A 25,859-nucleotide genomic window follows, 5' to 3' on the forward strand; every position below is an offset into this window, starting at 1 on the left:
AGGCAAGGCGAAAACCGGCGAGGAACGGCCGGGGTCGCGCTCGACTTTACTGGAGTAAATGAGCATTCCGATCGGACTCGCGCACGAGCCGGTTTTCAACGCAGCAGGAACGAGTATCAAGGCTTTTCAGACGGAGCCTAGGCGTCGCGAAACAGGTCGTGGGCATCGAGCAGGCGCCAGGCGATTTCCGGGCGCTTTTCCAGCCCGCGGCGGATGGCGCTGGGGATCGACTGGCGAATTTTGCGGCACAGGCCAGCTTGCGCCTGGAACTCGATGGCGATACCGCGCATGGTGCGCACTTCGTTGTAGCCGGGCTCGATGCTCAGGCGGATGCCGAGGTTCTCGTACAAGCGCTGTTGCAAGTGCTGGAGTTCGTCAAGGCTCTGGATGTTCTCCAGGCGTTCGAGCAAGCGCTTTTCTTCCTGGCGGTTGAGGCAAAGGATGCGCAAGTCACTGCCGGGCGTTTGCAGCAGCTCATCGCGTTGGCAATCACAGACGCCAGGCGGGCAGGGGGGACGGATCGGGATCGACGCGGTCATGGGCTCCACACAGTCGGCAACACAGCGAAACGCTCTCCGAGGGGCAATGTGATGGCTGGCGCCACGGTGGTCAACCCCGGCGAGCGTCCGGCTGTCTGCCTGCCTCTCTTCGAGCTTAAGGCCGTTCGTCCGGTTAAAGGGTGATTCAGTCAAATTTTCCCCCTAAGGGCGGCCTCAAGAAGACAAGCGGCGTCAACCGCGCGGAAAAGGAGAGCGTTCACCCATGCACGTCAACCCCTCTACATTGCCCCTGTTGGAAGAATTGCTGATGGCCCGTGGTCCGGGCGGCCAGGAAGACGAAGTGCGCAGCCTATGCTTGCGAGAGCTGGAGCCCCACTGCGATAAAACCTGGACCGATCCGGCCGGTAACGTTATCGGGCTGATCAAGGGCATCGGTGCGGCCGGCGACAGTCCCGCACCGGTGCGGATCATGGCGCACTTGGACGAAATCGCCATGCTGGTCAAGGGCGTCGAACCCGACGGAACCCTGCGGGTGCTGGCCTTGGGCGGTGCCAACCCGGTGAACTTCGGCGTCTGCCCGGTGGACATCCTCGGCGACCGCGGTTTCATCCCTGGTGTGTTGTCGTTCGGCTCAATGCACTGCACGGGCGAAACCCACCAGGGCGCGGACGTGCTGTCGGGGAATGTGCATTGGGACGATGTCCATGTGATTACCCGCTGCTCGGTCGAGCAGTTGCAGAAGCATGGTGTGCGACCGGGAACTCGGGTGGTCCTGAGCCAGCACTGGCGCCGCCCGTTTCGAGTCAACGATGCCATAGCTGCGCACTTTCTCGACGACCGCGCGCCCATGGTCGCGACGTTGCAGACTGCGGCTTTACTGGCCCTGCGCCGGGGTGAGGTGGCTGATGATGTGTACTTTGTCTTCACCACCCAGGAGGAAGAGTCCAACTCTGGCGCGCTGTATGCGGCGAGTCATTTACCGGGGGAAGTCAGCGTGGCGGTCGAGGTTGGGCCGGTGGCGGCAGAATACGGTACGCAACTGAGCGTCAACCCGATCATCAATACCGGCGATGAGAAAGGCTGTTATAGCCGCGACATCGTCGACCGGTTGTATCGTGCCGGCGAGCACTGCGGGCTAGAGCCGCAGTTTGCGTTGCTGGTGGATTTCGCCAGCGACGCCAGCGCGATTATGGGCAGCGGGATCTCGGCCAAGGGCGGTTGCATCGCGATCCCCACGGAGAATACCCATGGGTATGAGTTGATCCTGGAGGGAAGCATCGAAGCTTGTGCGGCGACGTTATTGGCTTTTTTGCTGGGCCGTTGACAGGCGGGGTTGACGAAGAGGCTTGGCTGCTGGCGTATAGGTGTATCTGTGTACATATCCATTGCTGCCGTAATGGCCGCTTAGGGTTGCGGTCTTACAGCGGTCACTCTTGGAAAAGCCGGGAGCCGGACCTGCCAATAGCAACCCAAGCCCCACCACTCGGCACCTCGCTCAGGCTCGGTGTGCCCGAACGCAGACCTGGCTCCGTGGGCCGCGAAGGGCCCTTCATGGCTCAGCACCCGGCATCCATGCCGGGTTTTCCACTGCGCAACACTTACGTTCGGCCCTCGTGGTTAACGGGGCGCCCCAGATCAAAAGCTTGCCGAGGCGGCTTCAAAACCGACCTGGCTCTTGCGGCTGTACCTGATCCCTGTGGGAGCGGGCTTGCCCGCGAAAACGGCCTGGCAGCCAACCTGTTCGTTGCGGCTGCCGTCGATCCAGCCCTTACAACCCCAAGTCGGACAACCCCGGGTGATCGTCCGGGCGGCGGCCCAGGGGCCAGTGGAATTTGCGCTCGCTTTCCTTGATCGGCATGTCGTTGATGCAGGCAAAGCGGTTGGCCATCAACCCGTGCTCGTCGAATTCCCAGTTCTCATTGCCGTAGGAGCGGAACCAGTTGCCCGAGTCGTCGTGCCATTCGTAGGCGTAGCGCACGGCGATGCGGTTGTCGGTGAACGCCCAGAGTTCCTTGATCAGTCGGTAGTCCAGTTCCTTGGCCCACTTGCGGGTCAGGAAGGCCTTGGCTTCCTCGCGGTTATGGGCGAACTCGGCGCGGTTGCGCCATTGGGTGTCCAGCGTATAGGCCAGGGACACCCGCTGCGGATCGCGGGAATTCCAGCCGTCTTCGGCCAGGCGGACTTTCTCGATGGCCGATTCACGGGTGAAGGGCGGCAAAGGCGGGCGAACGTCGGAAGAGGCAGACATGGCAGATCTCCAATGGATAAATGAAGGGCACAGCGGTTCAACGGGTCATGCGTTTGATTCGTCCAGCTTCAGCAAGCTGCCCAGCATGTCCCGGGCCTGGTCGGCCGCGCCGTGATCGCCCATCACCAGCGCCACGGTGATGGCGCCGTCGATCAGGATCAGCAGTTGGCGAGCCAGCGCATCGGGGTTTTCGACACCTTGGTCGACACACAGCCGGGTGACGTAGTCGAGCAACTTCTGTTTGTGCAACTTCGCTAACTGGCGGACCGGATCCTCGGGATCGCCGGTCTCACCGCTGGTGTTGATGAACGCGCAACCGCGAAAGCCCTCGCTGTCGAACCAGCCCTTGAGAACGGTGAACAGGTTGAGCAAGCGCGCGGCGGGGGTCGGAGCCTTGTCGACCTCGCTGCTGAACCAGTGCATCCAGCGTTCATCGCGGCGCTTGAGGGCGGCCACGATCAGGTCGTCCTTATTGGCGAAGTAACGGTAGATACTTTTTCTCGAGACGCCGGCGGTTTTCACCAGAAGGTCCATGCCGGTGGCCGCGATGCCACTTTTATAGATCAACTTTTCGGCGACATCGAGAATGATGTCTCGTGTTTCACTGCTAGTAATTTCATTCATGTAATAGACAGTAGAACGATCGTTCTCCTTGGTCAAATGTTTTTTTCATGACGACGGGAAGACCCGAGCCGATCCATGGTGTAAGCTCATCCGTTCTTCGGAATCGACCTTTTGCGAGCCCTATGCCGTCGCTTTTCAAACGCTCCCTGCTGCCCAAGCTGCGCAGCTTTGCACTGACCGCCGAGGCGGTGACCATCCTCGATGGCGCTGCCCAGTTCCGCCGTTGCCTGCTGGAGAAAATCGCCCAGGCTACCCAGCGCATTTATATCGTCGCCCTGTACCTGCAACAGGACGAAGCCGGCCAGGAAATCCTCGATGCCCTGCATGCCGCCAAGGCGGCCCGTCCGGAACTGGACGTGGTCGTGGTGGTGGACTGGCTGCGGGCCCAGAGGGGCCTGATCGGCGCCAAGAAGCAGCCGGGCAACTCGGCGTGGTACCAGGAACAAACCCGCCTGCACGACAGCGAAGTGCCGATCTACGGCGTACCGGTGCAGACCCGCGAGCTGTTCGGCGTGCTGCACTTGAAGGGCTTCGTGATCGACGACTGCGTGCTCTACAGCGGGGCCAGCCTGAACAACGTCTACTTGCACAAGTTCGACAAGTATCGTTACGACCGCTACCACCTGCTGCACAACACCGCGCTGGCCGATTCCATGCATCACCTGGTGCAACATGGCCTGGTCACCTCCAGGGCGGTGCATCGCCTGGACTTGCCTAACCTGCCCAGCACCCGCAGCCTGCGCAAGGACATCGGCGATTTGCGCAGCCGGTTGAAATACGCGGCCTATGACACCACCGCCGGCAGCCTCGACAAGAGTGGCCTGTCGGTCAGTCCGTTGCTGGGCGTGGGCAAGAACAACCCGCTGAGCCGGGTCATCGGCGAGTTGATCGCCAGCAGCCGCCAGCAACTGACCATCTGCACGCCATACTTCAACCTGCCGCTGGCCGTGACCCGCGAGCTCAATCGCGCCCTGGCCCGCGGGGTCAAGATCGATATCATCGTCGGCGACAAGACCGCCAACGATTTCTATATCCCGCCCAGCGAACCGTTCAAGATCATCGCGGCGTTGCCCTACCTGTATGAAATCAGCTTGCGGCGCTTCGCCAAGCGCCATCAGCGCTACATCGACAGCGGCCAGTTGAACCTGCACCTGTGGCGCGATGGCGACAACACCTATCACCTCAAGGGCATGTGGGTCGACGAGCGCTACACCTTGTTGACCGGCAACAACCTCAACCCGCGCGCCTTTCGCCTGGACCTGGAAAACGCCCTGTTGTTGGACGATCCCAAGGGTGAGCTGCTGGAACCTCGTCGGGCCGAGCTTGAGCAGATCTACCGCCACACGCGTCGGATCGAGCGCTTCCTGGACCTTGAAAGCCTGCCGGATTACCCGGCTGCCGTTGCCAAGTTCCTGAAACGGGTCAGCCGGGTGCGGATAGAACGGCTGCTTTACCGGATCCTGTGAACAGCCGCGCCGTGTCTGAAAAAGACACCATCTCCATTCAACTGGTCCGCGAGGCGCTGCTGCAAAGCTGCGCCCCCGGTGCGGCCAGTGCCGAGGTGCTGAGCAAGGTCGGCATCGACCCGGCGCTGCTGGACGATCCTCAGGCGCGAGTGCCGGCCCATGCTTATGCGCGGCTCTGGCGCTTGCTGGCGCGGCGCCTGGATGACGAATTCTTCGGCATGGACCCGCGCAAGCTCAGGTCCGGCAGCCTGGCGTTTCTCTGCCAGTGCGCCATGGCGCAGCCGACGCTGGCGGCGGGGTTGACGGCCGGGCTGGGCTTTCTTTCGCTGATGCTCGAACACCTGCCGGCGCAGTGGGTGCGCCAGCAAAGCCTGGCGGAAATCGTCCTTTGCGAAGACGACCAGGCGCCGCAGCGGGCCTTTACCTATTTCACCTATTGGATGATCGTCCATGGCGTGGCCTGTTGGTTGGCGGGGCGACGCATTCCGATTCTTTCCGTCGAACTGCGCTGCCCGGCGCCGGACTTCTGCGACGACTACCGGGTGATGTTTTCCCAGAACCTGCGCTTCGACCGGCCGCGCACGCGGATGATCTTCGCCGCCGAGTGCCTGGACTTGCCCATCCGGCGCAGCCCCGAGGAACTCAAGCGGTTCCTGGCCCACGCCCCGGCCAATATCCTGGTCAAGTACCGCGACCCGCAGAGCCTGGCCAGCCGCATCCGCCACGACCTGCGGCAACTGCCCGCCGAACAGTGGCCGGAAACCGAAACCCTGGCCCAGCAGTTGTGCGTCTCGGCGTCCACCCTGCGTCGCCGCCTGGCAGAGGAGGGCCAGACGTATCAAGGCCTCAAGGACAGCGTGCGTCGAGAGTTGGCAATCGCCTGGCTGGCCGAGCCCGCCATCAGCTTCGTCGAGATCGCCACGCGCCTGGGCTTTGCCGACGCCAGTTCCTTCTACAAGGCGTTTCGCAAGTGGTCCGGGTCCAACCCTGGGCATTACCGGAGCCTGATCCTCAACGACGCCCACTGACCCGACCGGGTCGGCGCTCATAAATCTGTCACGTCTGCTTGCTATAAGCCTCGGTATAGAAAAAACAGGCCATCGAGCAGAGTAGTGAATGGAAATGACCGTTGTGGGTAACGATTGTGTCGGTTTGCGGGAACATGCATTGGCCGGGATCGCGTTAAGGCGCGCCCGATGAAAATCCTGGTCACCGGTGTCGCCGGTTTCATCGGGTTCCATACCGCCAGGCGGCTATGCCGCGATGGCCATCAAGTCATTGGCATCGACAACCTCAACAGCTACTACAGCGTCGAGCTGAAACACGCCCGGCTCGCGCAGTTGGCCACGTGCAGTCAATTCCAGTTCCAGCGGATGGACGTGGCGGACAAGCCGGCGTTGCTGGATCTGTTCGCCCGGCATGCGTTCGACCATGTCGTCCACCTGGCCGCCCAGGCGGGGGTGCGCTATTCCATCGACCATCCCGACGTCTACGCGCAAAGCAACCTGGTGGGTTTCCTCAATGTGTTGGAAGCCTGTCGGGCCCATAGGCCGGCGCACCTGGTGTTCGCTTCGAGCAGCTCGGTCTATGGCTTGAATGATCGCCTGCCGTACAGCACGGATGACCCCGTCGACCAGCCGGTGTCCTTTTACGCGGCCACCAAGCGCGCCAACGAACTGATGGCCCACGCCTACTCGCACCTGTACGGCATTCCCACCACCGGCCTGCGCTTCTTTACCGTGTACGGGCCATGGGGACGCCCCGACATGGCGCCGTTCAAGTTCACCGAGGCGATCCTGGGTGGCCGGCCTCTGGAGGTCTACAACGACGGCGCCATGTCGCGGGATTTCACCTACATCGACGACATCGTGGAGGCCCTGGTGCGGCTGTTGCCGTTGCCACCGGCCGAGGCGGGTGCGGTGCGCAACAAGGTCTACAACATCGGGTTTGGCGCGCCGGTCCAGTTGCTGCAGTTCATCGAATGCCTGGAAGAGTCCCTGGGCATTCGTGCGATCAAGCATGGCATGCCGTTGCAGGCAGGCGACGTGGTCAACACCTGGGCGGACACCCGCGAACTGGAAGCGCGCGTGGGCTTCCGGCCGCAGATTGCGGTGCCCGTGGGCGTGCAGGCGTTCGTTGACTGGTACCGCGGCTATTACGGCGTCTAACCCCTTCCTTTTCCATCCTCTAGCGGGAGCGTCATGCAGCAAGATCCCTATGTGTCGGTCCTGATTCCGGCGAAGAACGAAGCAGGCAACCTCATTCCGTTGCTCGAAGAGGTGCGTGCCGCATTAGCCGATGAAGCCTTCGAGGTCATCGTGGTGGACGACGGCAGCACCGACGCCACCGCCGCGCAATTGCGCACGCTGCACAGCAGCGGCGACTACCCGCAGTTGCGCGTGCTCACCCATGCCCGTTCCCTGGGGCAAAGCACGTCGATCCATCACGCTGCCGAGGTGGCGCGTGGGCATTGGTTGGCGACCCTCGACGGTGATGGCCAGAACGATCCGGCCGACCTGCCCGGGATGATTGAGCTGGTGCGCGGCTCCGAAGGCCAGCCAGGCGGCGTGAAGCTGGTGGCCGGGCACCGGGTCAACCGCCGGGACACGGCGAGCAAGCGCTGGGCGTCGCGATTTGCCAACAAGTTGCGCGCCGGCCTGCTGAAAGACCAGACGCCCGACACCGGTTGCGGCATCAAGTTGATCGAGCGCCAGGCGTTTCTGCGCCTGCCGTACTTCGACCACATGCACCGTTTTATTCCTGCGCTGATCCGCCGCCACAACGGCCGAATGCTGGTGCAGCCGGTCAACCACCGTGAGCGCGGGGCCGGGGTTTCCAACTACGGCAACCTCGACCGCGCCCTGGTGGGCATCCTCGATCTGTTTGGGGTGTGGTGGCTGATAAAGCGCACGCGGCTGGACGTCAACGCACACGAAACCGAGGTCTGAAATGGGCAGAGAATCGATATGGCTGGCGGTTGGCTTCGGCGGCCAGTTGGCCTTCACCGGGCGTTTCGCCCTGCAGTGGCTCTACAGCGAGTACAAAAAGCGCAGCCTGATCCCCGTAGGGTTCTGGTACTTGAGCATCGTCGGCAGTGCACTGTTGCTGGCCTATGCCATCTACCGTCAGGATCCGGTCTTCATCGTCGGCCAGTCGTTTGGCTTCGTGGTGTACCTGCGCAACTTGCAGTTGATCGCCAAGCAGGCCGGGCAGGCCAACCATGAATTGGATCAAAAGGGCTGACCGGTGCGGATACGCTTGGCTTCTTCGCGGTGGGAGCTGCTGGCCCTGGTGTTGCTGGCACTGGTGATGGTGGGCGCCGGTCTCGGTTGGCGCCAACCGATGAATGTCGACGAGGAGCGTTTCCTCGGCGTGGCCCTGGAAATGCTGCAGAACGGATCGTGGTTCATTCCCCACCGCGCCGGCGAGATCTACGCAGACAAACCGCCGCTGTTCATGTGGACGGTGGCGCTCTTCGTGCAGCTCACCCATCTGCCGAAAGTCGCGCTGTACCTGCCGGCGCTGGTGGCGAGCGCCGTGACCACGGCGTGCCTGTATGACCTGGGGCGCCGGCTGTGGGGGCGGCGTATCGGGGTGATCGCCGCACTGTTGTTCCTGGCGACCTACCAGACCTACAGCATTTTGCGCACCGGGCAAATCGACGGCTTCCTCGCGCTCTGGACCATCCTCGGGATCTATGGCCTGTGCCGGCACCTATTGCTGGGGCCCGCCTGGCGCTGGTATTACGTGGCCTGCGCGGCGATGGGGCTGGGCATCATCAGCAAGGGTGTGGGCTTTCTGCCGGCGTTGATGCTGCTTCCCTATGCTTATGCGGTGCGTAAAGGTTGGAAAGGCGTGGTGCCGATGCCCGGCAAGGCCGGGGCATGGTGGTTGGGCTTGCTGGTGGCGCTGGCCGCCATTGCGCTGTGGCTGGGGCCGTTGCTGCTGATCGTGGGGCAGGGCGGCGCCGACAGCCTGGCGTACATTCAGGAAATCCTGTTCAAGCAGACGGCCGGCCGTTACGCCAACGCCTGGGAGCATCGCGAACCCTTCTGGTATTTCTTCGTCCACGTGATTCCGAAGTACTGGCTGCCGCTGGTCTTCATGCTGCCCTGGCTGGTGCCGGCCTGGCGCAAACAGTTGCGCAAGCACGATGGGCGGGTGTTGGTGCTGCTGGGCTGGGTGCTGCTGGTGTTGCTGTTTTTCAGCCTGAGCAGCGGCAAGCGCAAGCTGTACATCTTCCCGGCGTTGCCGGCCCTGGTGTTGATCGCCGCGCCGTTGGTCCCGTGGATGCTGCGCCGTTGGTTCCGCCAGCGCCCCAAGGGCCGGTGGGTCTTCACGGCATTGACGGTGTTCTGGCTGTGCGCCTGGTTTGCCCGTGGTTTCATCGAGCCCCACAAAGAAGGCCTCAACCCTCACGAAACCCTCATGCGCGATGTGGCGCAACTGACCGGCGGCGCCGAGCTGGCCCTGGTCGGTTGGCGCGAGGGGCATTGGTTGTTCGCCCGGCAGCCGGTGGTGCATTTCGGTTTCTACAATCGTCATTCGCTGGAACATTCCGCCCAGTGGCTGCGCAGCCACCCGCAGGCTTTCGTCCTGGTGCCTGGCAAGGAAATGGCCCGCTGCTACGACCCGCAGAAAGCCCGTCGCGTGGGCGGTACCTCCAGGGCCGAATGGTTCCTGGTGGGGGCCGAGGCCGACAACCACCACTGCCAGGTGGCCGAATTGGACAAGGTGTATGCCTTTGCGTGGGAGCGGCCTCTGTCCCCACCCTGAACCATGGCCAAAGCAGTCAAGCAACTTGATGGCTTTGACCATTGCCGCCTCCGCCCATCGGCGCGAGTATTTCCCTGCTGTCTACGGCTCCCCAACCAATAAAAAGTACAGAGGGATTCTGCTCATGCGCGATTACTCGTCGGCCATTTCCCAATTCGACTACCCAGGCACCGTCAACGCCGCCCTGCATGGCTCGCTCGAGGCACTCAACGCCTGTGTCGAATGTTGCGACCGGCATGCGTTGCCGGGGCACATCGCATTGTTCTGGGAGGGGCGTGATGGCCGCGAGGCGACCTGGACGTTCCGCGACTTGCAGGACCAGGCCGCACGCTTCGCCAATTTCCTGCTGGCCCAAGGGGTAGGCAAGGGCGACAAAGTGGCCGGCCTGTTGCCGCGCACCGCCGAGTTGCTGATCGTGGTGCTCGCCACCTGGCGCATCGGGGCGGTGTACCAGCCGCTGTTCACCGCGTTCGGGCCCAAGGCCATCGAGCATCGCCTCGGCAGTTCCGGTGCGCGCCTGGTGGTCACCGACGCGGTCAACCGACCGAAACTCGCCGAAGTCGCCGGTTGCCCCACCGTGGTCACGGTCGGCGGTGAACAGGGCCGAGGCATCGTGCGCGGCGACTACAGTTTCTGGGCCGAAGTGACGAACCATTCCAACCAGTGCGAACCGGTGATGCTCACCGGCGAAGATCCGTTCCTGCTGATGTTCACCTCCGGCACCACCGGGCCTGCGAAGGCGCTGTCGGTGCCGCTCAAGGCCATCGTGGCGTTCCAGAGCTACACCCGTGACGCGGTGGACCTGCGCCCCGAAGACGCCTTCTGGAACCTCGCCGACCCGGGCTGGGCCTACGGCATCTACTTTGGCGTGACCGGTCCCCTGGCGATGGGGCACCCGATCACCTTCTACGATGGCCCGTTCACCCTGGAAAGCACCTGCCGGGTGATCAACAAGTACGGCATCACCAACCTCACGGGGTCGCCCACGGCCTATCGCATGCTGATCGCCGGGGGTGAGCAGTTCGCCCGGTCGATCAAGGGCAAGCTGCGCATTGTCAGTAGCGCCGGCGAGCCGTTGAACCCGGAAGTGATCCGCTGGTTCGCCGATCACCTGGGCGTGGTCATCCACGACCATTACGGCCAGACCGAACTGGGCATGGTGCTGTGCAACCACCACGGGCTCGAACATCCGGTGCACCTGGGGGCCGCGGGCTTCGCCTCGCCGGGCCACCGGATCGTGGTGCTGGATGACCAGCATCAGGAGCTGGGCGTCGGCCAGCCGGGGATCCTCGCCGTGGATCGCAGCCAGTCGCCCATGTGCTGGTTCGCCGGTTACCAGGGCGGGCCGACCAAGGCGTTCGTGGGTGATTATTACCTGAGCGGCGATACCGTCGAGCTGAACCCGGACGGCAGCATCAGTTTCGTCGGGCGCAGCGATGACGTGATCACCACCTCTGGCTACCGCGTCGGCCCGTTCGATGTGGAAAGCGCCCTGATCGAACACCCGGCGGTGGTCGAGGCCGCAGTGGTCGGCAAGCCTGACCTGGAACGTACCGAGTTGGTGAAGGCGTTCGTCGTGCTCAATGCCCAATACCGCGCCGACCCGGCGTTGGCCTAGGAACTGCGCCAACACGTGCGCAAGCGCCTGGCTGCCCATGCGTATCCCCGTGAAATCGAATTTGTCAGTGACTTGCCGAAAACCCCAAGCGGCAAGTTGCAGCGCTTTATCTTGCGCAACCAGGAAATCGCCAAGGCCCAAGAAGCCGCGGCGCAGAACGTTTCAGCTTGAACCCAAGGAAACCATGATGCAGATCGACAGCAAGATTTTCCTCGTCAGCGGCGGTGCGTCCGGCCTCGGTGCGGCCACTGGCGAGATGCTGGTCAAGGCCGGCGCCCAGGTGATGCTGGTGGACCTCAACGCCGACGCCGTGGCGGCGCAGGCGCAGAAACTGGGTTGCCACAGCGTGGTGGCGGACATCAGCGACGAAGCGGCGGCGCAAGCCGCGGTCAAGGCCACGGTCGATGCCTTTGGTGGCCTCAATGGCCTGGTGAATTGCGCGGGCATCGTGCGCGGCGAGAAGATCCTGGGCAAACACGGCCCCCACGGGTTGGCCAGCTTCAGCCAGGTGATCAACGTCAACCTGATCGGCAGCTTCAACCTGTTGCGACTGGCGGCCGCGGCCATCGCCGAAACCGAGGCAAACGCCGACGGTGAACGCGGGGTGATCATCAACACGGCGTCGGTGGCGGCGTTCGACGGCCAGATCGGCCAGGCGGCCTATGCGGCGTCCAAGGGCGCCATCGCCAGCCTGACCCTGCCGGCCGCCCGGGAGCTGGCGCGCTTCGGCATCCGGGTGATGACCATCGCCCCGGGCATTTTCGAAACCCCGATGATGGCCGGCATGACCCCTGAGGTGCGCGACTCGCTGGCCGCCGGCGTGCCATTCCCGGCACGCCTGGGCAAACCGGACGAGTACGCGGCGCTGGTGCGGCATATCATTGAAAACAGCATGCTCAACGGCGAGGTGATCCGTCTCGACGGTGCCTTGCGCATGGCCGCCAAATAAGGAGCACTTGTCATGTCCAACGATCCGATTGTCATCGTCAGCGCCGTCCGTACCCCCATGGGCGGTTTCCAGGGCGAACTCAAGAGCCTCAGCGCCCCGCAATTGGGCGCGGCGGCCATCAAGGCCGCGGTGGAGCGCGCCGGTATTGCGGCCGACAGCGTGGAAGAAGTGCTGTTCGGCTGCGTGCTGGCGGCCGGCCTCGGCCAGGCCCCGGCGCGCCAGGCCGCGCTGGGGGCCGGGCTCGACAAATCGACCCGTTGCACCACCCTGAACAAGATGTGCGGCTCGGGCATGGAAGCGACGATCCTGGCCCACGACATGCTCGTTGCCGGCAGCGCCGACGTGGTCGTGGCCGGCGGCATGGAAAGCATGTCCAACGCGCCTTACCTGCTCGACCGTGCCCGCAGCGGGTATCGGATGGGCCACGGCAAGGTGCTCGACCACATGTTCCTCGACGGCCTGGAAGACGCCTACGACAAGGGCCGCCTGATGGGCACCTTCGCCGAGGATTGCGCCGAAGCCAACGGTTTCAGCCGCGAAGCCCAGGACGCCTTCGCCATTGCCTCCACCACCCGGGCCCAGCAGGCGATCAAGGACGGCCGCTTCGATGCCGAGATCGTGCCGCTGCAGGTCATGGTCGGCAAGGAGCAGGTGACGGTGCGCCACGACGAGCAACCACCCAAGGCGCGAATCGACAAGATCGCCTCGCTCAAGCCGGCGTTCCGTGACGGCGGTACGGTGACGGCGGCCAATGCCAGTTCGATTTCCGACGGGGCCGCCGCCCTGGTGCTGATGCGCCAGAGCCAGGCGGCCCAGCGTGGCTTGAAGCCCCTGGCGGTGATTCACGGCCATGCGGCGTTCGCCGACACCCCGAGTCTGTTCCCGACCGCTCCCGTTGGCGCGGTGAAGAAACTGCTGAAGAAGACCGGCTGGTCCGTGGCTGACATCGACCTGTTCGAGGTCAACGAAGCCTTCGCCGTGGTGGGCCTGGTGACCATGGGCAAGCTGGAAATCCCCCATGACAAGGTCAACGTCCATGGCGGTGCCTGTGCGTTGGGTCACCCCATTGGTGCGTCCGGGGCGCGAATCCTGGTTACTCTGCTGTCGGCCTTGCGCCAGAAGGGCCTCAAGCGCGGCGTCGCGGCAATTTGCATCGGCGGCGGCGAAGCCACGGCCATGGCTGTCGAATGCCTGTATTGAGGAACCACCATGCTCCCGACTGAAGAACAGACACACATCAGCAATGCCGCCCGGCAATTTGCCCAGGAGCGTTTGAAACCGTTCGCGGCCGAGTGGGACCGCGAGCACCGCTTTCCCAAGGAAGCCATCGGTGAAATGGCCGAGCTGGGCTTCTTCGGCATGCTCGTGCCGGAGCAGTGGGGCGGTTGCGACACCGGCTACCTGGCCTACGCCATGGCCTTGGAAGAAATCGCCGCCGGTGACGGGGCGTGCTCGACGATCATGAGCGTGCACAACTCGGTGGGCTGCGTGCCGATCCTGACCTTCGGCAACGACGAGCAGAAGGCCCGGTTCCTCACGCCGCTGGCCAGCGGCGCGATGCTGGGCGCGTTCGCCCTGACCGAACCCCAGGCCGGTTCGGACGCCAGCAGCCTGAAGACCCGAGCGCGACTGGACGGGGATCATTACGTACTCAATGGCTGCAAGCAGTTCATCACTTCCGGGCAGAACGCCGGGGTGGTGATCGTGTTTGCGGTGACGGATCCGGCGGCTGGCAAACGCGGCATCAGTGCGTTCATCGTGCCCACCGATTCGCCGGGCTACACCGTGGCGCGGGTCGAGGACAAGCTCGGCCAGCACGCCTCGGACACCTGCCAGATCCTCTTCGAGGACGTGAAGGTGCCGGTGGCCAATCGGCTGGGTGAGGAGGGCGAAGGCTACAGGATCGCCTTGGCGAACCTGGAAGGTGGCCGGGTCGGCATTGCCGCGCAGTCGGTGGGCATGGCCCGCGCCGCGTTCGAGGCGGCCCGGGACTATGCCCGGGAGCGGGAAAGCTTCGGCAAGGCCCTCATCGAGCATCAGGCCGTGGCGTTCCGCCTGGCCGACATGGCGACCCAGATCGCCGTGGCCCGGCAGATGGTGCACTACGCCGCCGCGCTGCGGGACAACGGCCAGCCGGCGCTGGTGGAGGCCTCCATGGCCAAGCTGTTCGCCTCGGAAATGGCCGAAAAAGTCTGCTCGATGGCATTGCAAACCCTGGGCGGTTACGGTTACCTCAACGACTTCCCGCTGGAACGCATCTACCGCGACGTGCGCGTCTGCCAGATCTACGAAGGCACCAGCGACATCCAGCGCATGGTCATTTCGCGCAATCTTTGAACAGGAGTGCTGCATGAGCTACGAAACGATTCTATTGGAGATCAAGGACCGCGTCGGCCTGATCACCCTCAACCGTCCCCAGGCATTGAACGCCCTGAACGCCCAGATCGTCAGTGAATTGAACCAGGCGCTGGACAGCCTGGAGGCCGATCCGAAGATTGGTTGCATCGTGCTGACCGGCTCGAAGAAGGCCTTTGCCGCCGGTGCCGACATCAAGGAAATGGCTGAGCTGACCTATCCGCAGATCTACCTGGATGATTTGTTCAGCGACAGCGATCGGGTGGCCAACCGGCGCAAGCCGATCATTGCGGCGGTGAACGGCTTTGCCTTGGGCGGTGGTTGCGAACTGGCGTTGATGTGCGACTTCATCCTGGCCGGTGACAACGCCAAGTTCGGCCAGCCGGAAATCAACCTCGGCGTGCTCCCGGGCATGGGCGGCACCCAGCGCCTGACCCGTGCGGTGGGCAAGGCCAAGGCCATGGAAATGTGCCTGACCGGGCGCTTTATCGACGCGGTGGAAGCCGAGCGTTGCGGCATCGTGGCGCGGATCGTACCGGCCGATGAGCTGCTGGATGATGCGCTGAAGACGGCGGCGTTGATTGCGTCCAAGTCGGTGCCGATCAGCATGATGGTCAAGGAAAGCGTCAACCGCGCCTTCGAAGTCAGCCTGTCCGAGGGTGTGCGCTTCGAGCGCCGGGTGTTCCACGCCGCATTCGCGACGCAGGATCAGAAGGAAGGCATGGCGGCATTCGTGGCGAAACGGGCGGCGGAGTTCCAGGACAAGTAACCTGACGCCGTCACTGGCGCCATCGCGAGCAAGCTCGCTCCCACAGGGGATTTGGGGTGTGTAGGCCACCGGACCCTGTGGGAGCGGGCTTGCCCGCGAAGACGCCGGCACACCCAGCATAGAAGTGACTGACCTAACGCTTTCGCGAGCAAGCCCGCTCCCACACTGGATCTCAGGTGTACGCAGCTTTTGTGTACGCCACTGGACCCTGTGGGAGAGGGCTTGCCCGCGAAGACGCCGGCACACCCAGTATAGAAGTGACTGACCTAGCGCTTTCGCGAGCAAGCCCGCTCCCACACTGGATCTCAGGTGTACGCAGCCTTTGTGTACGCCCTCGGACTCTGTGGGAGCGAGCTTGCTCGCGATGCTTTTTAAGCGATCACACCAGGTAGTGTTTCAATTCCCGGGCAATCACCATCCGCTGTATCTCGCTCGACCCTTCATAGATCTGGGTGATTCGCGCATCGCGGTAGTAGCGTTCCACCGGGTAATCCTCCAGATAACCGTACCCGCCATGGATCTGGATGGCCGAGGAGCAGACTTTCTCGGCGATTTCGGAGGCGAACAGCTTGGCCTGGGAGGCTTCCGACAGGCAGGGTTTGCCAGCGCTGCGCAGGCGGGCGGCATGGAGGATGAGCAGGCGGGCGGCGTTCAGGCGGGTGTGCATGTCGGCCAGCAGGTTGGCGACGCTCTGGTGTTCGCCGATCGGCTTGTCGAATTGCACCCGGTCACGCGAGTAGGCCAGCGCCGCTTCGAATGCGGCGCGGGCGATGCCCAGGGCCTGCGCGGCAATGCCGATGCGGCCGCCTTCGAGGTTGGAGAGGGCGATGGCCAGGCCTTTGCCACGTGCGCCCAACAGGTTCGCCTCAGGGATCGCGCAGTTGCTCAAGGTCACCGCGCAGGTGTCCGAGGCACGGATGCCCATCTTGTGCTCGGTGCGGTCGACGATGAACCCCGGGGTATCGGTGGGCACCAGGAACGCCGAGATGCCTTTCTTGCCCAGGTCCGGGTCGGTCACGGCGAAGACGATCGCCAGTTTTGCCCGCTTGCCATTGCTGACGAATTGCTTGGCGCCGTTGATGATCCACTGGCCGTCGCGCAGTTCGGCGCGGGTGCGCAGGTTGTGGGCTTCGGAGCCGGCCTGGGGTTCGGTCAGGCAGAAGCAGCCAATGGCCTGGCCGCTGGCAAGGTCGGCCAGCCACGTCTGTTTCTGGGCCTCGGTGCCGAAGTTCAGGACCGGGCCGCAGCCCACCGAGTTATGGATGCTCATCAGTGCGCCGGTGGCGCCATCGCCGGCGGAGATCTCTTCCACCGCCAGGGCATAGGCCACGTAGTCGACATAAGTGCCGCCCCATTCTTCCGGCACCACCATGCCAAGCAGGCCCAGTTCGCCCATCTTCGCCACCAGGGCGTCGTCGATCCATCCGGCCTTTTCCCAGGCCTGGGCATGGGGGGCGATTTCGCCACGGGCGAAGTCCCGGGCCATGTCGCGGATCATCACTTGTTCTTCGGTCAGTTCGAGGTCGTGCATGTTCAGTTCCCGTGGTCGTCGAAGCCGTCGAAGAAACTGGCCACGTGCCCGGCGTCCAGCGCTTGCAACGTGGGTGGGTTCCAGCGCGGGTTCTTGTCTTTGTCGATCAGCAAGGCGCGCACGCCTTCAATCAGGTCGCCGCGTTCGAACCATTGACGGTCCAGGTGCAGCTCCAGGGCAAAACAGTTTTCCAGGCTCAGGTGCCGCCCGCGCCGGAGCATTTCCAGGGTCACGGCCATGGCCAGGGGGGAACGGGTTTCCAGCAGTTCGGCGGTCTTGAGCGCCCATTCGTGGCTGTTGGCGACCGTGACCTGACGCAATTGCTCGACCATGCTCGGCACATCGGGCAGGCCGAAGAAATGATCGATGACCGCACGCAAGTCAGCCAAGGGGGGCGCCGGGAGCTGCTGCACACCCAGCTTGGCCAGCAGGCTTTGCAGGTCTTTGAGCGGCGTGTCATGCCACTCCAGTCGATCGAGGCGTTCGTCGAGCTGGGCGAGTTTCCGGCTGTCCAGGTACCAGTCGGCCAACCCGCAATACAAGGCGTCGGCGGCGCGGATCTGGGTGCCACTGACCCCCAGGTAGATGCCCAGCTCACCCGGAATGCGTGGCAGGAAATAACTGCCGCCTACGTCTGGGAAGTAACCGATGCCGACCTCTGGCATGCCCAGGCGGCTGCGCTCGGTCACTACCCGCAGGTCGGCGCCTTGCACCAGGCCCATGCCGCCGCCCAGGACGAAACCGTCCATGAGGGCGAGGACCGGCTTGCGGTAATGGTGAATCGTCAGGTCGAGGGCGTATTCCTCGACGAAGAAGTCTTCATGCAGGGAGTCGCCCTGCTTGTGGCTGTCGTACAGCGAACGGATATCGCCGCCGGCGCAAAACGCCTTGTCGCCGGCACCGCGCAGGACCACCGCGTGAATCTGCGGGTCGAGGGCCCAGCGATCGAGCTGTTGCTGCAAGCTGCGCACCATGCCCAGGGTGAGCGCATTGAGGCCGGCAGGGCGGTTCAGGGTCAAGTGGCCAATGTGGTTACGGACCTCCACCAGCACGTCGTAAACCTGGGCGGCGACCGTTCCGCTGGCCTGTGATGAAACCTGAGCTGTCATCGCTAACTCCCTGCTTTTATTGTCTTTTGCAATTTTTTAGGCGCGTATGCGAACGGGATCGTAACAGTGCAAATTTGCACAGCACAACCGGCATACGTGCAGGTCCTGTCTGCATATTTATAGCAGCCACAGGATCATCCGCGACCCGACAGCACCTCCGTGATGCTGCGACGCTTGGCATGACGCTCGCTGGCATGGACCAATTGCTCAAGATCTTCGGGGGTGACGTCGAAGAAGGCTTCCATTTCCGCCAGCGCCAATTTCAGGTCTTGGGCGGTGATGGCCTGCCGGTCGACGGGCGGGTGGTCGGCCGGAATGACCGCCACCGGCTCGCTGGCGCGCTTGGGGTAGCGCACGCGGGTCAGGTTGTTGTAGGCCAGCGCAAACGCCAGCAGGCCACTGCCGGCCAGCATCGTCACACCGACGGCCTGCCAGCCCAGGGCCGCGATGGACGGGTCCGCCAACACCAGCGTCGCCGCCACGGCGCCCGCCGGTGGGTGCAGGCAGCGCAACCAGCACATCAGCACCAGCGCCATGCCGGCCGCCAGGCAGGCGCTGCCCAGGGTGCGGCCCAGCACGTGGGCCACCAGCACCGCCACCACCGAGGCGCACAGGTAGCCGCCCACGATCGACCACGGCTGGGCCAGGGCACCGGACGACACGGCAAACAGCAGCACCGCCGAAGCCCCCAGCGGGCCGATGATGTGCTGTGCCACCTCCAGGCCGTACACCTGGCCACAGAGCCAGATACTGAACATCGTTCCCAAGGCCATGCCCAAGGCGGCGCGGCTCCATTCGGTGGGACGGGTATTGATAGCAGCGGGGAACCAGCGAGAGAGCATTAAGCACCGATCCAAAAAACGAGCAAAAAAAGGGGCTTACGGGGGAATCCCTGAAAGCCCTTTAAGTGTTCCAACAGTTGGGGGAGGAACGGCGTTCAGTGTGCCGTTCGTCACTCGCGCTTACAAATTCATATTAATGCTGGTTGAGTTCATTAATTTTGAGGTTAAGGGCTTCAAGCACGCTTGGACGCTTGAAACCAGGACTGCTCGGCGATGGGCAGGTCGCGCGATTGCCCGCGGCCCATGGGGAAGTAGGTGAAGCCTTTGTCTTGCATGCGCTCCGGGTCGTAGAGGTTGCGCCCGTCGAAAATCACCGGGGCCTTGAGCCGCTGCTGGATCAGGTTGAAGTCCGGCGCCTTGAAGGCCTGCCACTCGGTGCAAATGACCAGTGCATCGGCCCCCGGCAGCACCGACTCCGGCGTGCCCATCAACATGAGCTTCGTTTCGTTGGGGTAGAGCAGTTGGGTTTGCTGCATGGCCTCGGGGTCGAACGCACGGACACTGGCACCCGCCGCCCAGAGGGATTCGAGCAAGGTACGGCTCGGCGCGTCGCGCATGTCGTCGGTGTTGGGCTTGAAGGCCAGGCCCCACAGCGCAAAGGTCTTGCCGCGCAGGTCGCCCTTGTAGAAAGCATGGATGCGTTCGAACAGTTTGTGTTTCTGCCGGCGGTTGATCGATTCCACCGCTTGCAGCAGGTCGCTGGAACAATGGGCCTGCTCAGCGCTGTGGATCAGCGCGCGCATGTCCTTGGGGAAGCACGAGCCGCCATAGCCGCAGCCTGGGTAGATGAAGTGATAGCCGATGCGCGAGTCGGCCCCGATGCCCAGGCGCACCGATTCGATGTCGGCCCCCAGGTGCTCGGCCAGTTCCGCGATCTGGTTGATGAAGCTGATCTTGGTCGCCAGCATGCCGTTGGCGGCGTATTTGGTCAGCTCGGCGCTGCGCACGTCCATGAACAGTACCCGGTCGTGGTTGCGATTGAACGGAGCGTACAGGTCGCGCATGGTTGCGCGCACTTCATCGCGTTCGCAGCCGATCACGATGCGATCCGGGCGTCGGCAATCGGCGACTGCCGAGCCTTCCTTGAGGAATTCCGGGTTGGACACGATATCGAACTGCAACAAGCGTCCGGTCTTGAGCAGGCATTTGTCGATGTGAGCCCGCAGGAGATCACCGGTGCCCACTGGCACGGTGGACTTTTCCACCACGATGAGCGGCAACTCCCGGTAGCGGGCGACCGCCTCACCGACGGCCATGACTTGGCTCAGGTCGGCCGAGCCATCGTCTCGCGAAGGCGTGCCCACGGCGATGAACAGCACCTGGCCGTGCTGCACGGCCAGTGACTCATCACTGGTGAAATGCAAGCGCCCGGCCTCCAGCCCCTCCCGCACCAGCGCCGCCAACCCTGGCTCGAAGATGCTCACCTGGCCCTGGCGCAGTTGCTCGACCTTCTGCTCGTCAACGTCCATGCACACCACGTCATGGCCGACCTCGGCCAACACGGCGGCTTGCACCAAGCCTACGTAACCACTTCCCAATACACTGATTTTCATGGCGGACTCCCTGGACCATTGCGAGCGGGCAGACAGGCACATCCAGCGGGTCGCCGCCGTGCGCTCGATCCAGATTAAGTCGGGGATGTTGCAATTCACTGACAGGCCGCTTGATGAGGCCCAGAGGCTTCGCGGGCAAGCCCACAAGAGGATCTGTGGCGGACACACATCTAGAATCCACCCAATAACACTGTGGGAGCGGGCTTGCCCGCGAAAGCGGTGTGTCAGTCAACGGAGGTGTCGGATGTGCAGCCGTCTTCGCGGGCAAGCCCGCTCCCACAATGAATGGGCGTCGGACACGCCATCCGGACCCGCCGAAGAACCTGTGGGAGCGGGCTTGCCCGCGAAAGCGGTGTGTCAGTCAACGGAAGTGTCGGATGTGCAGCCGCCTTCGCGGGCGAGCCCGCTCCCACAATGAATGGGCGTCGGACATGCCATCCGGACCCGCCGAAGAACCTGTGGGAGCGGGCTTGCCCGCGAAAGCGGTGTGTCAGTCAACGGAAGTGTCGGACGTGCAGCCGCCTTCGCGGGCAAGCCCGCTCCCACAATGAATGGGTTAGTCGGCGGCCAGTTGGTATTCCGCGGGCAGTTCGGCGACGAATTCCGCCACCACGTCCCGGGTCAGGCTGATGACTTCTTCCACCCGCTCCATGCCCGCGCCGGTTCGCCAACTGGCAACGATGTCCATCACCGAAGGCAACGGCACGCCATCGACCCGTTTCAGCGTGCCCTGGGCCAGCTCACCCAGGACCAGCGCCGCCGGCATGGCGCCGATGCCGAAGCCGTCGCGAACCAGGCGGGTGATGGCCGACACCGAGTTCACGCAGTTGATGCGCGGCGAGACGATATTGGCCGAGTGCAGCAGGTTGAGGATGTCCTGGTGAGGCCGGGAATTGCGCGAAAAGGTCACGATGCGTTCCTGGGACAGGTCTTCCAGCGACGCGTAGTGACGGTCATAGGCCGAGCCGCTCCGCACCAGCCAGTGCATCGGATAACGGGCCAGCCGTGCATTGCGTACGCTGTCCAGGCGCAGGATGTCGGTCTGGAAAATGATGTCCTGGTAACCCTTTTCCAGTTGCGAGCACAGGTTGCTCGCGGTGTCGGCCGACAGCTCGATCTCCAGCGCCGGGTAGTAGTCCATCAGGCGTGTCACCAGAGGGCTGAGCCAGGTGTGGATGACCGTGTCCATGGCACCAATGCGAATTCGCCCGCGCACCTGGCGCGGGTCCTTGATCACGGCCTTCATGCTTTGCAGGGTGTCCATGATGCGTTCGGCATATTCCAACACCCGCTGGCCCTCGGAGGTCAGCGACACACCCTTGGCGTCACGCACGAACAGGCGCACACCCATCTCGTCCTCCAGGGCCGCGATGCGACTGGAGACGGAAGCCTGGGTGGTGAACAGTTTCTCCGCCGTCAGGCGAAAACTCTTCAGGCGTGCGACCCAGACGAAGGTTTCAAGAAACTTGATGTTCACGCGAGGCGGCTCCTTGGGTGGGTCACGGCCGTTGCGCCGCGCGTAGGTGTTCCCGGTTGGCCAGGTACTCGATCACGTCCCCAAGCTCGCCCAGGTTGGGGACGTCGCCCAGGGCGGCTTCGACGCTGCACCATGGGTAGTCCAGTCGCGAAACCCAGGCCATGATCGCCGGCAGGTTGTCCGGCGGCAGGGTTTTCATGTGTTCGAGGGTAATGGTCAATCGCTCGACCCGCTTGGACACCGGATCGAATTGCCAGTCATAGGTGCCACAGCCGACGCGCGCCTCGCCGCCGTCCTTGCCAGACATCGCCACCAGCCACGGGCATTGGAACTGGTCGAGGTTCGCTGCCGGTGGCGACCCCAGGCAAAAGGTGTAGACGTTTTCGAAGGTCTGGCCGAAACGACTGACCAGCACCTCGCCGATGGCCGTGCGGCCTTCGACGTGATCAGGAAACGAGATGGCGCCGGTGCGCACGATCATGTCGAGGATCGCCTGCGCCTCGAACGCTTGCTCCAGCAGGTGAGGGCGGTTGCCATCCTTGGCCTTGATGTACGCTTGAATCGATTGCTGGACGGTGTTCATCGTCTGTTCCTGTCAGGTGAGTGCGGCCTTCTAGACGCTTACAAGTCGCGGTTCCACAAATCGGTCACCAGCATGCAGCCAGGCGCATGGGTGATGCACAACGGTGGGCGCGACGCCTGGACCACCGACTGGGGTGTCACGCCACAGGCCCAGAACACCGGGATCTCGTCCGCTTCGACCGGCACGGCATCGCCATAGTCCGGTGCGTCGAGGGCGTGGATGCCGATCAGCGACGGGTCGCCGATGTGCACCGGGGCACCGTGGACATTGGGCATGCGCCCGGTGATCTGGATCGCCTGGATCGCCGCGGCAGCTTTCATCGGGCGCATGGTCACGACCATTTTGCCAGAGAGGCGGGCGGTGGGGCGGGTGTCGATGTTGGTGCGGAACATCGCGATGTTGCGCCCCAGGTCAATGTGCCTGAGGTAGATGCCGGCTTCGAGCAACGGTTGTTCGAACGAGAACGAGCAGCCCAGGGCGAAGGCGACAAGGTCATCCTGCCAAACGTGTTCGATGTCCAGCGGCTCTTCGCTCAGTTCGCCGTGGCGATAGACCCGGTAGCGGGGCACCTCATGGCGGATATCGATGGCGGCGCCGAGGTTGCGAAAGAACGGATCACCCGGCTCTGTCACGTCGAGCACCGGGCAGGCCTGTCGATTGAGGGTGCAGTAGCGCAGGAACTCGGTGGCCCAATCACCGGGCAGTATCACGATGTTGGCTTGTACCCGACCCTGGCCCAGGCCACTGGTATGGCCTTGGTATTGGCCGGCGGCAATGCTCTGGCGCAGGGCGAGCGGGTCGTACTGGCGCAGTTGTTCGAAGGACGGGGCGGGTTGACTCATCGCGGTATCTCCAAGGGATGGGTGGCCCATTTTTTAGAGGGGCCGGGCGATGACGTCCAACAAGGAATAGTGGTACCCACAGACAACTAAACGTTATGACCGGCCAGGCCCGGTGCCGCGACCATGCGTTGCGGGCCGACATCGATAGCGTACTGACTGACAACCTGGCGACTCATCTGGACGATATTCTCGATCAGTTCCAACCCCACCCCGGCGCGCCAGGACGCCACCACGTCAAGCTGGGGCAGAGCCGTGCCGGGTTCCAGGGTGATCAATTCACCGCTGGCCAGCGGCTTGGCCACCAGGGCCGCGGGCAAGGCACCGATGCCGAAGCCGTCGCGAATCAGCCGGGTCATGGCCGACACCGAGTTGACGCAACTGACCCGCGGCGCGCCAACGCCATGGGCATACAACAGGTTGAGCACATCCTGGTGCGGCCGCGACTGCTTGACGAACGTGATGATGCGTTCGCTGGCCATCTCCAATAGCGAGGCATAGGGCCGAGCGTAGATCGAGTGGCTGGCGGCCACCCAGTGCATGGGGTAGTGCGCGAGTTCGAGGTTGCGCACGCTTTCGTGGCGGACCAGGTCGGTCTGGAACACGATGTCCAGGTAACCCTTTTGCAGTTGCTCGCAGAGGTTGCGCGCGGCATCGGCGGTTATTTCGATTTCGACGGCGGGAAAGGCCTGCATCAGCATCGACATCAACGGACTGAGCCAGGTATGGATCACTGTGTCCATCACGCCGATGCGCACCAGGCCTTGCTGAGGGCTGCGGGTGTCCAGCGATTGCTTCAAGGCGCGCTGGACCTCCAGCATCTGCTCGGCGTAGTCGAGTACCTTCAAGCCTTCGGGCGTCAGCGACACCCCTCGCGAGTCACGCACGAACAGGCGCAGCCCCAGCTCTTCTTCCAATGAGGCGATCCGGCTGGAGATCGCCGCCTGGGTGCTGAACATTTTCTCGGCGGTGAGGCTGAAGCTTTGCAGCCGGGCGACCCAGACGAAGGTTTCGAGGAATTTGAGGTTCATGAAGGCTCTCTTGGTACTTGTCGTTCTTATGGTTGCAATTGTTACTCCAGAACCGCTTGATCAGGGCATCAAATTTTCTTATGTCCGATGCGGCTTTTTTCCCGTTTGACGCTCCCAGAGCGCGGCGCAAAGAATCCGCTCCACGACGCAGGCTACTGCGTCCGTTTCCCAGCACAGCGCCTTCACAATAAAAACATCGGACGCAAACGACGCCCCGAGCGGGTTCGTTCGTGCCCGCAAAAGGAGCACCCATGCGACAGTTCACCTCCCTCACGTGGATCTATAAGCCCGTCGGTACACTGCTGGGCTTGAGCCTGGCCGGAGCGCCAAGCGCCCACGCGGATTTCATCGCCGACAGCAAAGGCAGCCTGGAAGCGCGCAACTATTACTTCAACCGCGACTTCCGCCAGACAGGGGCGCGGGACAAGGCCGAAGAATGGGCGCAGGGCTTCTTGCTGCGCCTGGAGTCGGGCTACACCGCAGGTACCGTGGGGTTTGGCCTGGACGCCCTGGGCATGGCGGGTTTCAAACTGGACTCCGGCGGCGGCACGGCGGGCACCAATCTGTTGCCTGCGGATTTGTCCGGCGGTTCTCAAGACCGTTATGGCGAACTGGGCCTGACTGCCAAGGTGCGCGTGTCCAACAGCACCCTGAAGGTGGGGACCTTGCAGATCAAGGACCCGGTGGTGAGCTCCAACGACACGCGCCTGCTGCCAGCAACCTTCAAGGGGGGACTGGCCAGCGTGCAGGAAATCGACCGGTTGAAGCTGACGGGCGGGCAGTTTACGCAGATCAATGTCGTCGACTCCACCGATTACCAGGACATGAGTGCCAACCGCATCGGCGGCAACAGCGACAAATTCCAGTTTGCCGGGGCGGATTATCAATTTTTGCCGAACCTGACGGCGCAGTACCGCTATGGCAAGTTGCAGGGCATCTACCAGCAAAACTACCTGGGGTTCGTGCATACCCTGGACCTGGGGGCGGGCCAGTCGCTCAAGAGTGACGTGCGTTACTCGCGCAGTACCGAAGATGGCAACTTCCGCAACCTCGACAACCAGGCCTTTGGCGCGCTGTTCACCTATGGCTTCGCCGGACATGCACTGGGCCTGGGCTACCAGCGCATGAGCGGCGACGACCCGTTCCCCTACATCAGTCGCAGTGACCCGTACCTGGTCAACTTCGTACAGATCGGCGACTTCGCCAACATCGACGAGCGTTCGTGGCAGGCCCGCTATGACTACAACTTTGCATCGCTGGGCGTACCGGGCCTGACCTTCATGACCCGCTACATTTCCGGCGACAACGTACAGCGCGCCGCACCGGGCGAAGGCAAGGAGTGGGAGCGCAACACCGACATTGCCTATGTCGTGCAAGACGGGACGTTGAAGGGGCTGGGGTTCAAATGGCGCAACGCATCGGTGCGCTCGAACTTCGGCAACGACCTGGATGAAAACCGCCTGATCGTCAGCTACACGATGACGCTCTGGTAAGTCGGGTCGCTCGTTGCGTGGTGAGGACGCCGGTGCCTCGCCACGTTGGTTGTCGCCCCAGGCAATCCACGCCATTAAGCGTTCGCTTTTTTCGGG

At 63.3% G+C, this 25,859-nt stretch carries 23 protein-coding genes and 1 pseudogene; 13 read left to right on the forward strand and 11 right to left on the reverse strand.

Annotated features, from left to right (window positions below; genetic code table 11):
• Positions 1–137: 137 nt before the first annotated feature.
• Positions 138–539 carry a hypothetical protein gene (locus tag KI241_RS12535; protein WP_042728106.1) on the reverse strand — a complete coding sequence of 134 codons (402 nt, stop codon included), beginning with the start codon at positions 537–539 and terminating at the stop codon, positions 138–140.
• Between the two features lie 223 nt (positions 540–762).
• On the opposite strand from KI241_RS12535, the gene KI241_RS12540 reads away from it, so the two are divergent.
• Entirely contained in the window at positions 763–1,824 is a 1,062-nt protein-coding gene (locus KI241_RS12540; RefSeq protein WP_212803771.1) for a M42 family peptidase, read from the forward strand.
• A 444-nt stretch (positions 1,825–2,268) separates the two neighbouring features.
• Here KI241_RS12540 and KI241_RS12545 read toward each other — a convergent pair whose 3' ends face one another.
• A complete protein-coding gene (locus KI241_RS12545) occupies positions 2,269–2,748 on the reverse strand; it encodes a nuclear transport factor 2 family protein (RefSeq protein WP_042728105.1) in 480 nt (159 codons plus the stop codon).
• 45 nt (positions 2,749–2,793) lie between these two features.
• The gene (locus KI241_RS12550; protein WP_047738196.1) at positions 2,794–3,372 is read right to left on the reverse strand and encodes a TetR/AcrR family transcriptional regulator; all 579 of its coding nucleotides are present in this window, start codon (positions 3,370–3,372) and stop codon (positions 2,794–2,796) included.
• Between the two features lie 122 nt (positions 3,373–3,494).
• On the opposite strand from KI241_RS12550, the gene pssA reads away from it, so the two are divergent.
• From pssA to KI241_RS12605, 11 genes and pseudogenes are all read left to right on the forward strand, one after another.
• Positions 3,495–4,838 (forward strand): CDP-diacylglycerol--serine O-phosphatidyltransferase, encoded by a 1,344-nt coding sequence (gene pssA, locus KI241_RS12555; RefSeq protein ID WP_042728103.1) that lies wholly within the window; start codon positions 3,495–3,497, stop codon positions 4,836–4,838.
• Between the two features lie 11 nt (positions 4,839–4,849).
• Entirely contained in the window at positions 4,850–5,866 is a 1,017-nt protein-coding gene (locus KI241_RS12560) for an AraC family transcriptional regulator (protein ID WP_042728122.1), read from the forward strand.
• A gap of 168 nt (positions 5,867–6,034) precedes the next feature.
• On the forward strand, positions 6,035–7,006 hold the full coding sequence (locus tag KI241_RS12565) for an NAD-dependent epimerase/dehydratase family protein (protein ID WP_212803772.1): 972 nt from the start codon (positions 6,035–6,037) through the stop codon (positions 7,004–7,006).
• 33 nt (positions 7,007–7,039) lie between these two features.
• Entirely contained in the window at positions 7,040–7,786 is a 747-nt protein-coding gene (locus KI241_RS12570) for a glycosyltransferase family 2 protein (RefSeq protein ID WP_212803773.1), read from the forward strand.
• Position 7,787: 1 nt separating this feature from the next.
• Positions 7,788–8,081: a lipid-A-disaccharide synthase N-terminal domain-containing protein gene (locus tag KI241_RS12575; protein WP_047738201.1), complete on the forward strand. Its 294-nt coding sequence runs from the start codon at positions 7,788–7,790 to the stop codon at positions 8,079–8,081.
• A 66-nt stretch (positions 8,082–8,147) separates the two neighbouring features.
• A complete protein-coding gene (locus tag KI241_RS12580) occupies positions 8,148–9,614 on the forward strand; it encodes a glycosyltransferase family 39 protein (RefSeq protein WP_212803873.1) in 1,467 nt (488 codons plus the stop codon).
• Positions 9,615–9,738: 124 nt separating this feature from the next.
• Positions 9,739–11,403, forward strand: a pseudogene (locus tag KI241_RS12585) (AMP-binding protein).
• Between the two features lie 16 nt (positions 11,404–11,419).
• The gene (locus KI241_RS12590) at positions 11,420–12,181 is read left to right on the forward strand and encodes an SDR family NAD(P)-dependent oxidoreductase (protein ID WP_047738204.1); all 762 of its coding nucleotides are present in this window, start codon (positions 11,420–11,422) and stop codon (positions 12,179–12,181) included.
• Between the two features lie 12 nt (positions 12,182–12,193).
• A complete protein-coding gene (locus KI241_RS12595) occupies positions 12,194–13,381 on the forward strand; it encodes an acetyl-CoA C-acyltransferase (protein ID WP_212803774.1) in 1,188 nt (395 codons plus the stop codon).
• 9 nt (positions 13,382–13,390) lie between these two features.
• Positions 13,391–14,518 (forward strand): acyl-CoA dehydrogenase, encoded by a 1,128-nt coding sequence (locus KI241_RS12600; protein ID WP_047738207.1) that lies wholly within the window; start codon positions 13,391–13,393, stop codon positions 14,516–14,518.
• 13 nt (positions 14,519–14,531) lie between these two features.
• Complete coding sequence (locus tag KI241_RS12605) at positions 14,532–15,305, forward strand: enoyl-CoA hydratase (protein ID WP_024617255.1); 774 nt, start codon at positions 14,532–14,534, stop codon at positions 15,303–15,305.
• Between the two features lie 379 nt (positions 15,306–15,684).
• Here the strand turns inward: KI241_RS12605 and KI241_RS12610 are convergent, their stop codons facing one another.
• The 8 genes from KI241_RS12610 to KI241_RS12645 all read right to left on the reverse strand — a co-directional run bounded on the left by KI241_RS12610 (position 15,685) and on the right by KI241_RS12645 (position 24,270).
• Entirely contained in the window at positions 15,685–16,836 is a 1,152-nt protein-coding gene (locus KI241_RS12610) for an acyl-CoA dehydrogenase family protein (protein WP_042728094.1), read from the reverse strand.
• A 2-nt stretch (positions 16,837–16,838) separates the two neighbouring features.
• Entirely contained in the window at positions 16,839–17,945 is a 1,107-nt protein-coding gene (locus tag KI241_RS12615) for an enoyl-CoA hydratase/isomerase family protein (protein WP_123579977.1), read from the reverse strand.
• 134 nt (positions 17,946–18,079) lie between these two features.
• Entirely contained in the window at positions 18,080–18,787 is a 708-nt protein-coding gene (locus tag KI241_RS12620; RefSeq protein ID WP_042728092.1) for an HPP family protein, read from the reverse strand.
• A gap of 173 nt (positions 18,788–18,960) precedes the next feature.
• A complete protein-coding gene (locus KI241_RS12625; protein ID WP_212803775.1) occupies positions 18,961–20,340 on the reverse strand; it encodes a UDP-glucose/GDP-mannose dehydrogenase family protein in 1,380 nt (459 codons plus the stop codon).
• A gap of 556 nt (positions 20,341–20,896) precedes the next feature.
• Positions 20,897–21,817: a LysR family transcriptional regulator gene (locus tag KI241_RS12630; RefSeq protein WP_123578996.1), complete on the reverse strand. Its 921-nt coding sequence runs from the start codon at positions 21,815–21,817 to the stop codon at positions 20,897–20,899.
• Positions 21,818–21,839: 22 nt separating this feature from the next.
• Positions 21,840–22,400 carry a hypothetical protein gene (locus tag KI241_RS12635; protein ID WP_212803776.1) on the reverse strand — a complete coding sequence of 187 codons (561 nt, stop codon included), beginning with the start codon at positions 22,398–22,400 and terminating at the stop codon, positions 21,840–21,842.
• A 38-nt stretch (positions 22,401–22,438) separates the two neighbouring features.
• Positions 22,439–23,242 carry a putative hydro-lyase gene (locus KI241_RS12640; protein WP_047739309.1) on the reverse strand — a complete coding sequence of 268 codons (804 nt, stop codon included), beginning with the start codon at positions 23,240–23,242 and terminating at the stop codon, positions 22,439–22,441.
• Between the two features lie 86 nt (positions 23,243–23,328).
• On the reverse strand, positions 23,329–24,270 hold the full coding sequence (locus KI241_RS12645) for a LysR family transcriptional regulator (RefSeq protein WP_047739308.1): 942 nt from the start codon (positions 24,268–24,270) through the stop codon (positions 23,329–23,331).
• Positions 24,271–24,521: 251 nt separating this feature from the next.
• Between KI241_RS12645 and KI241_RS12650 the strand changes: the two genes are divergently transcribed.
• Complete coding sequence (locus tag KI241_RS12650; RefSeq protein WP_042730982.1) at positions 24,522–25,763, forward strand: OprD family porin; 1,242 nt, start codon at positions 24,522–24,524, stop codon at positions 25,761–25,763.
• Positions 25,764–25,859: the final 96 nt, after the last annotated feature.

Source organism: Pseudomonas sp. Cab53 (assembly GCF_018325965.1).
GTDB lineage: Bacteria > Pseudomonadota > Gammaproteobacteria > Pseudomonadales > Pseudomonadaceae > Aquipseudomonas > Aquipseudomonas chlororaphis_E.

Coding starts and splice junctions, on each gene's coding strand:
- KI241_RS12540 (WP_212803771.1), top strand. CDS start 763: ATGCACGTCAACCCCTCTACATTGCCCCTGTTGGAAGAATTGCTGATG.
- KI241_RS12610 (WP_042728094.1), bottom strand. CDS start 16,836: ATGCACGACCTCGAACTGACCGAAGAACAAGTGATGATCCGCGACATG.
- KI241_RS12545 (WP_042728105.1), bottom strand. CDS start 2,748: ATGTCTGCCTCTTCCGACGTTCGCCCGCCTTTGCCGCCCTTCACCCGT.
- KI241_RS12595 (WP_212803774.1), top strand. CDS start 12,194: ATGTCCAACGATCCGATTGTCATCGTCAGCGCCGTCCGTACCCCCATG.
- KI241_RS12605 (WP_024617255.1), top strand. CDS start 14,532: ATGAGCTACGAAACGATTCTATTGGAGATCAAGGACCGCGTCGGCCTG.
- KI241_RS12650 (WP_042730982.1), top strand. CDS start 24,522: ATGCGACAGTTCACCTCCCTCACGTGGATCTATAAGCCCGTCGGTACA.
- KI241_RS12580 (WP_212803873.1), top strand. CDS start 8,148: ATGGTGGGCGCCGGTCTCGGTTGGCGCCAACCGATGAATGTCGACGAG.
- KI241_RS12645 (WP_047739308.1), bottom strand. CDS start 24,270: ATGAACCTCAAATTCCTCGAAACCTTCGTCTGGGTCGCCCGGCTGCAA.
- KI241_RS12635 (WP_212803776.1), bottom strand. CDS start 22,400: ATGAACACCGTCCAGCAATCGATTCAAGCGTACATCAAGGCCAAGGAT.
- KI241_RS12640 (WP_047739309.1), bottom strand. CDS start 23,242: ATGAGTCAACCCGCCCCGTCCTTCGAACAACTGCGCCAGTACGACCCG.
- KI241_RS12570 (WP_212803773.1), top strand. CDS start 7,040: ATGCAGCAAGATCCCTATGTGTCGGTCCTGATTCCGGCGAAGAACGAA.
- KI241_RS12625 (WP_212803775.1), bottom strand. CDS start 20,340: ATGAAAATCAGTGTATTGGGAAGTGGTTACGTAGGCTTGGTGCAAGCC.
- KI241_RS12600 (WP_047738207.1), top strand. CDS start 13,391: ATGCTCCCGACTGAAGAACAGACACACATCAGCAATGCCGCCCGGCAA.
- KI241_RS12615 (WP_123579977.1), bottom strand. CDS start 17,945: ATGACAGCTCAGGTTTCATCACAGGCCAGCGGAACGGTCGCCGCCCAG.
- pssA (WP_042728103.1), top strand. CDS start 3,495: ATGCCGTCGCTTTTCAAACGCTCCCTGCTGCCCAAGCTGCGCAGCTTT.
- KI241_RS12535 (WP_042728106.1), bottom strand. CDS start 539: ATGACCGCGTCGATCCCGATCCGTCCCCCCTGCCCGCCTGGCGTCTGT.
- KI241_RS12620 (WP_042728092.1), bottom strand. CDS start 18,787: ATGCTCTCTCGCTGGTTCCCCGCTGCTATCAATACCCGTCCCACCGAA.
- KI241_RS12565 (WP_212803772.1), top strand. CDS start 6,035: ATGAAAATCCTGGTCACCGGTGTCGCCGGTTTCATCGGGTTCCATACC.
- KI241_RS12575 (WP_047738201.1), top strand. CDS start 7,788: ATGGGCAGAGAATCGATATGGCTGGCGGTTGGCTTCGGCGGCCAGTTG.
- KI241_RS12550 (WP_047738196.1), bottom strand. CDS start 3,372: ATGAATGAAATTACTAGCAGTGAAACACGAGACATCATTCTCGATGTC.
- KI241_RS12590 (WP_047738204.1), top strand. CDS start 11,420: ATGCAGATCGACAGCAAGATTTTCCTCGTCAGCGGCGGTGCGTCCGGC.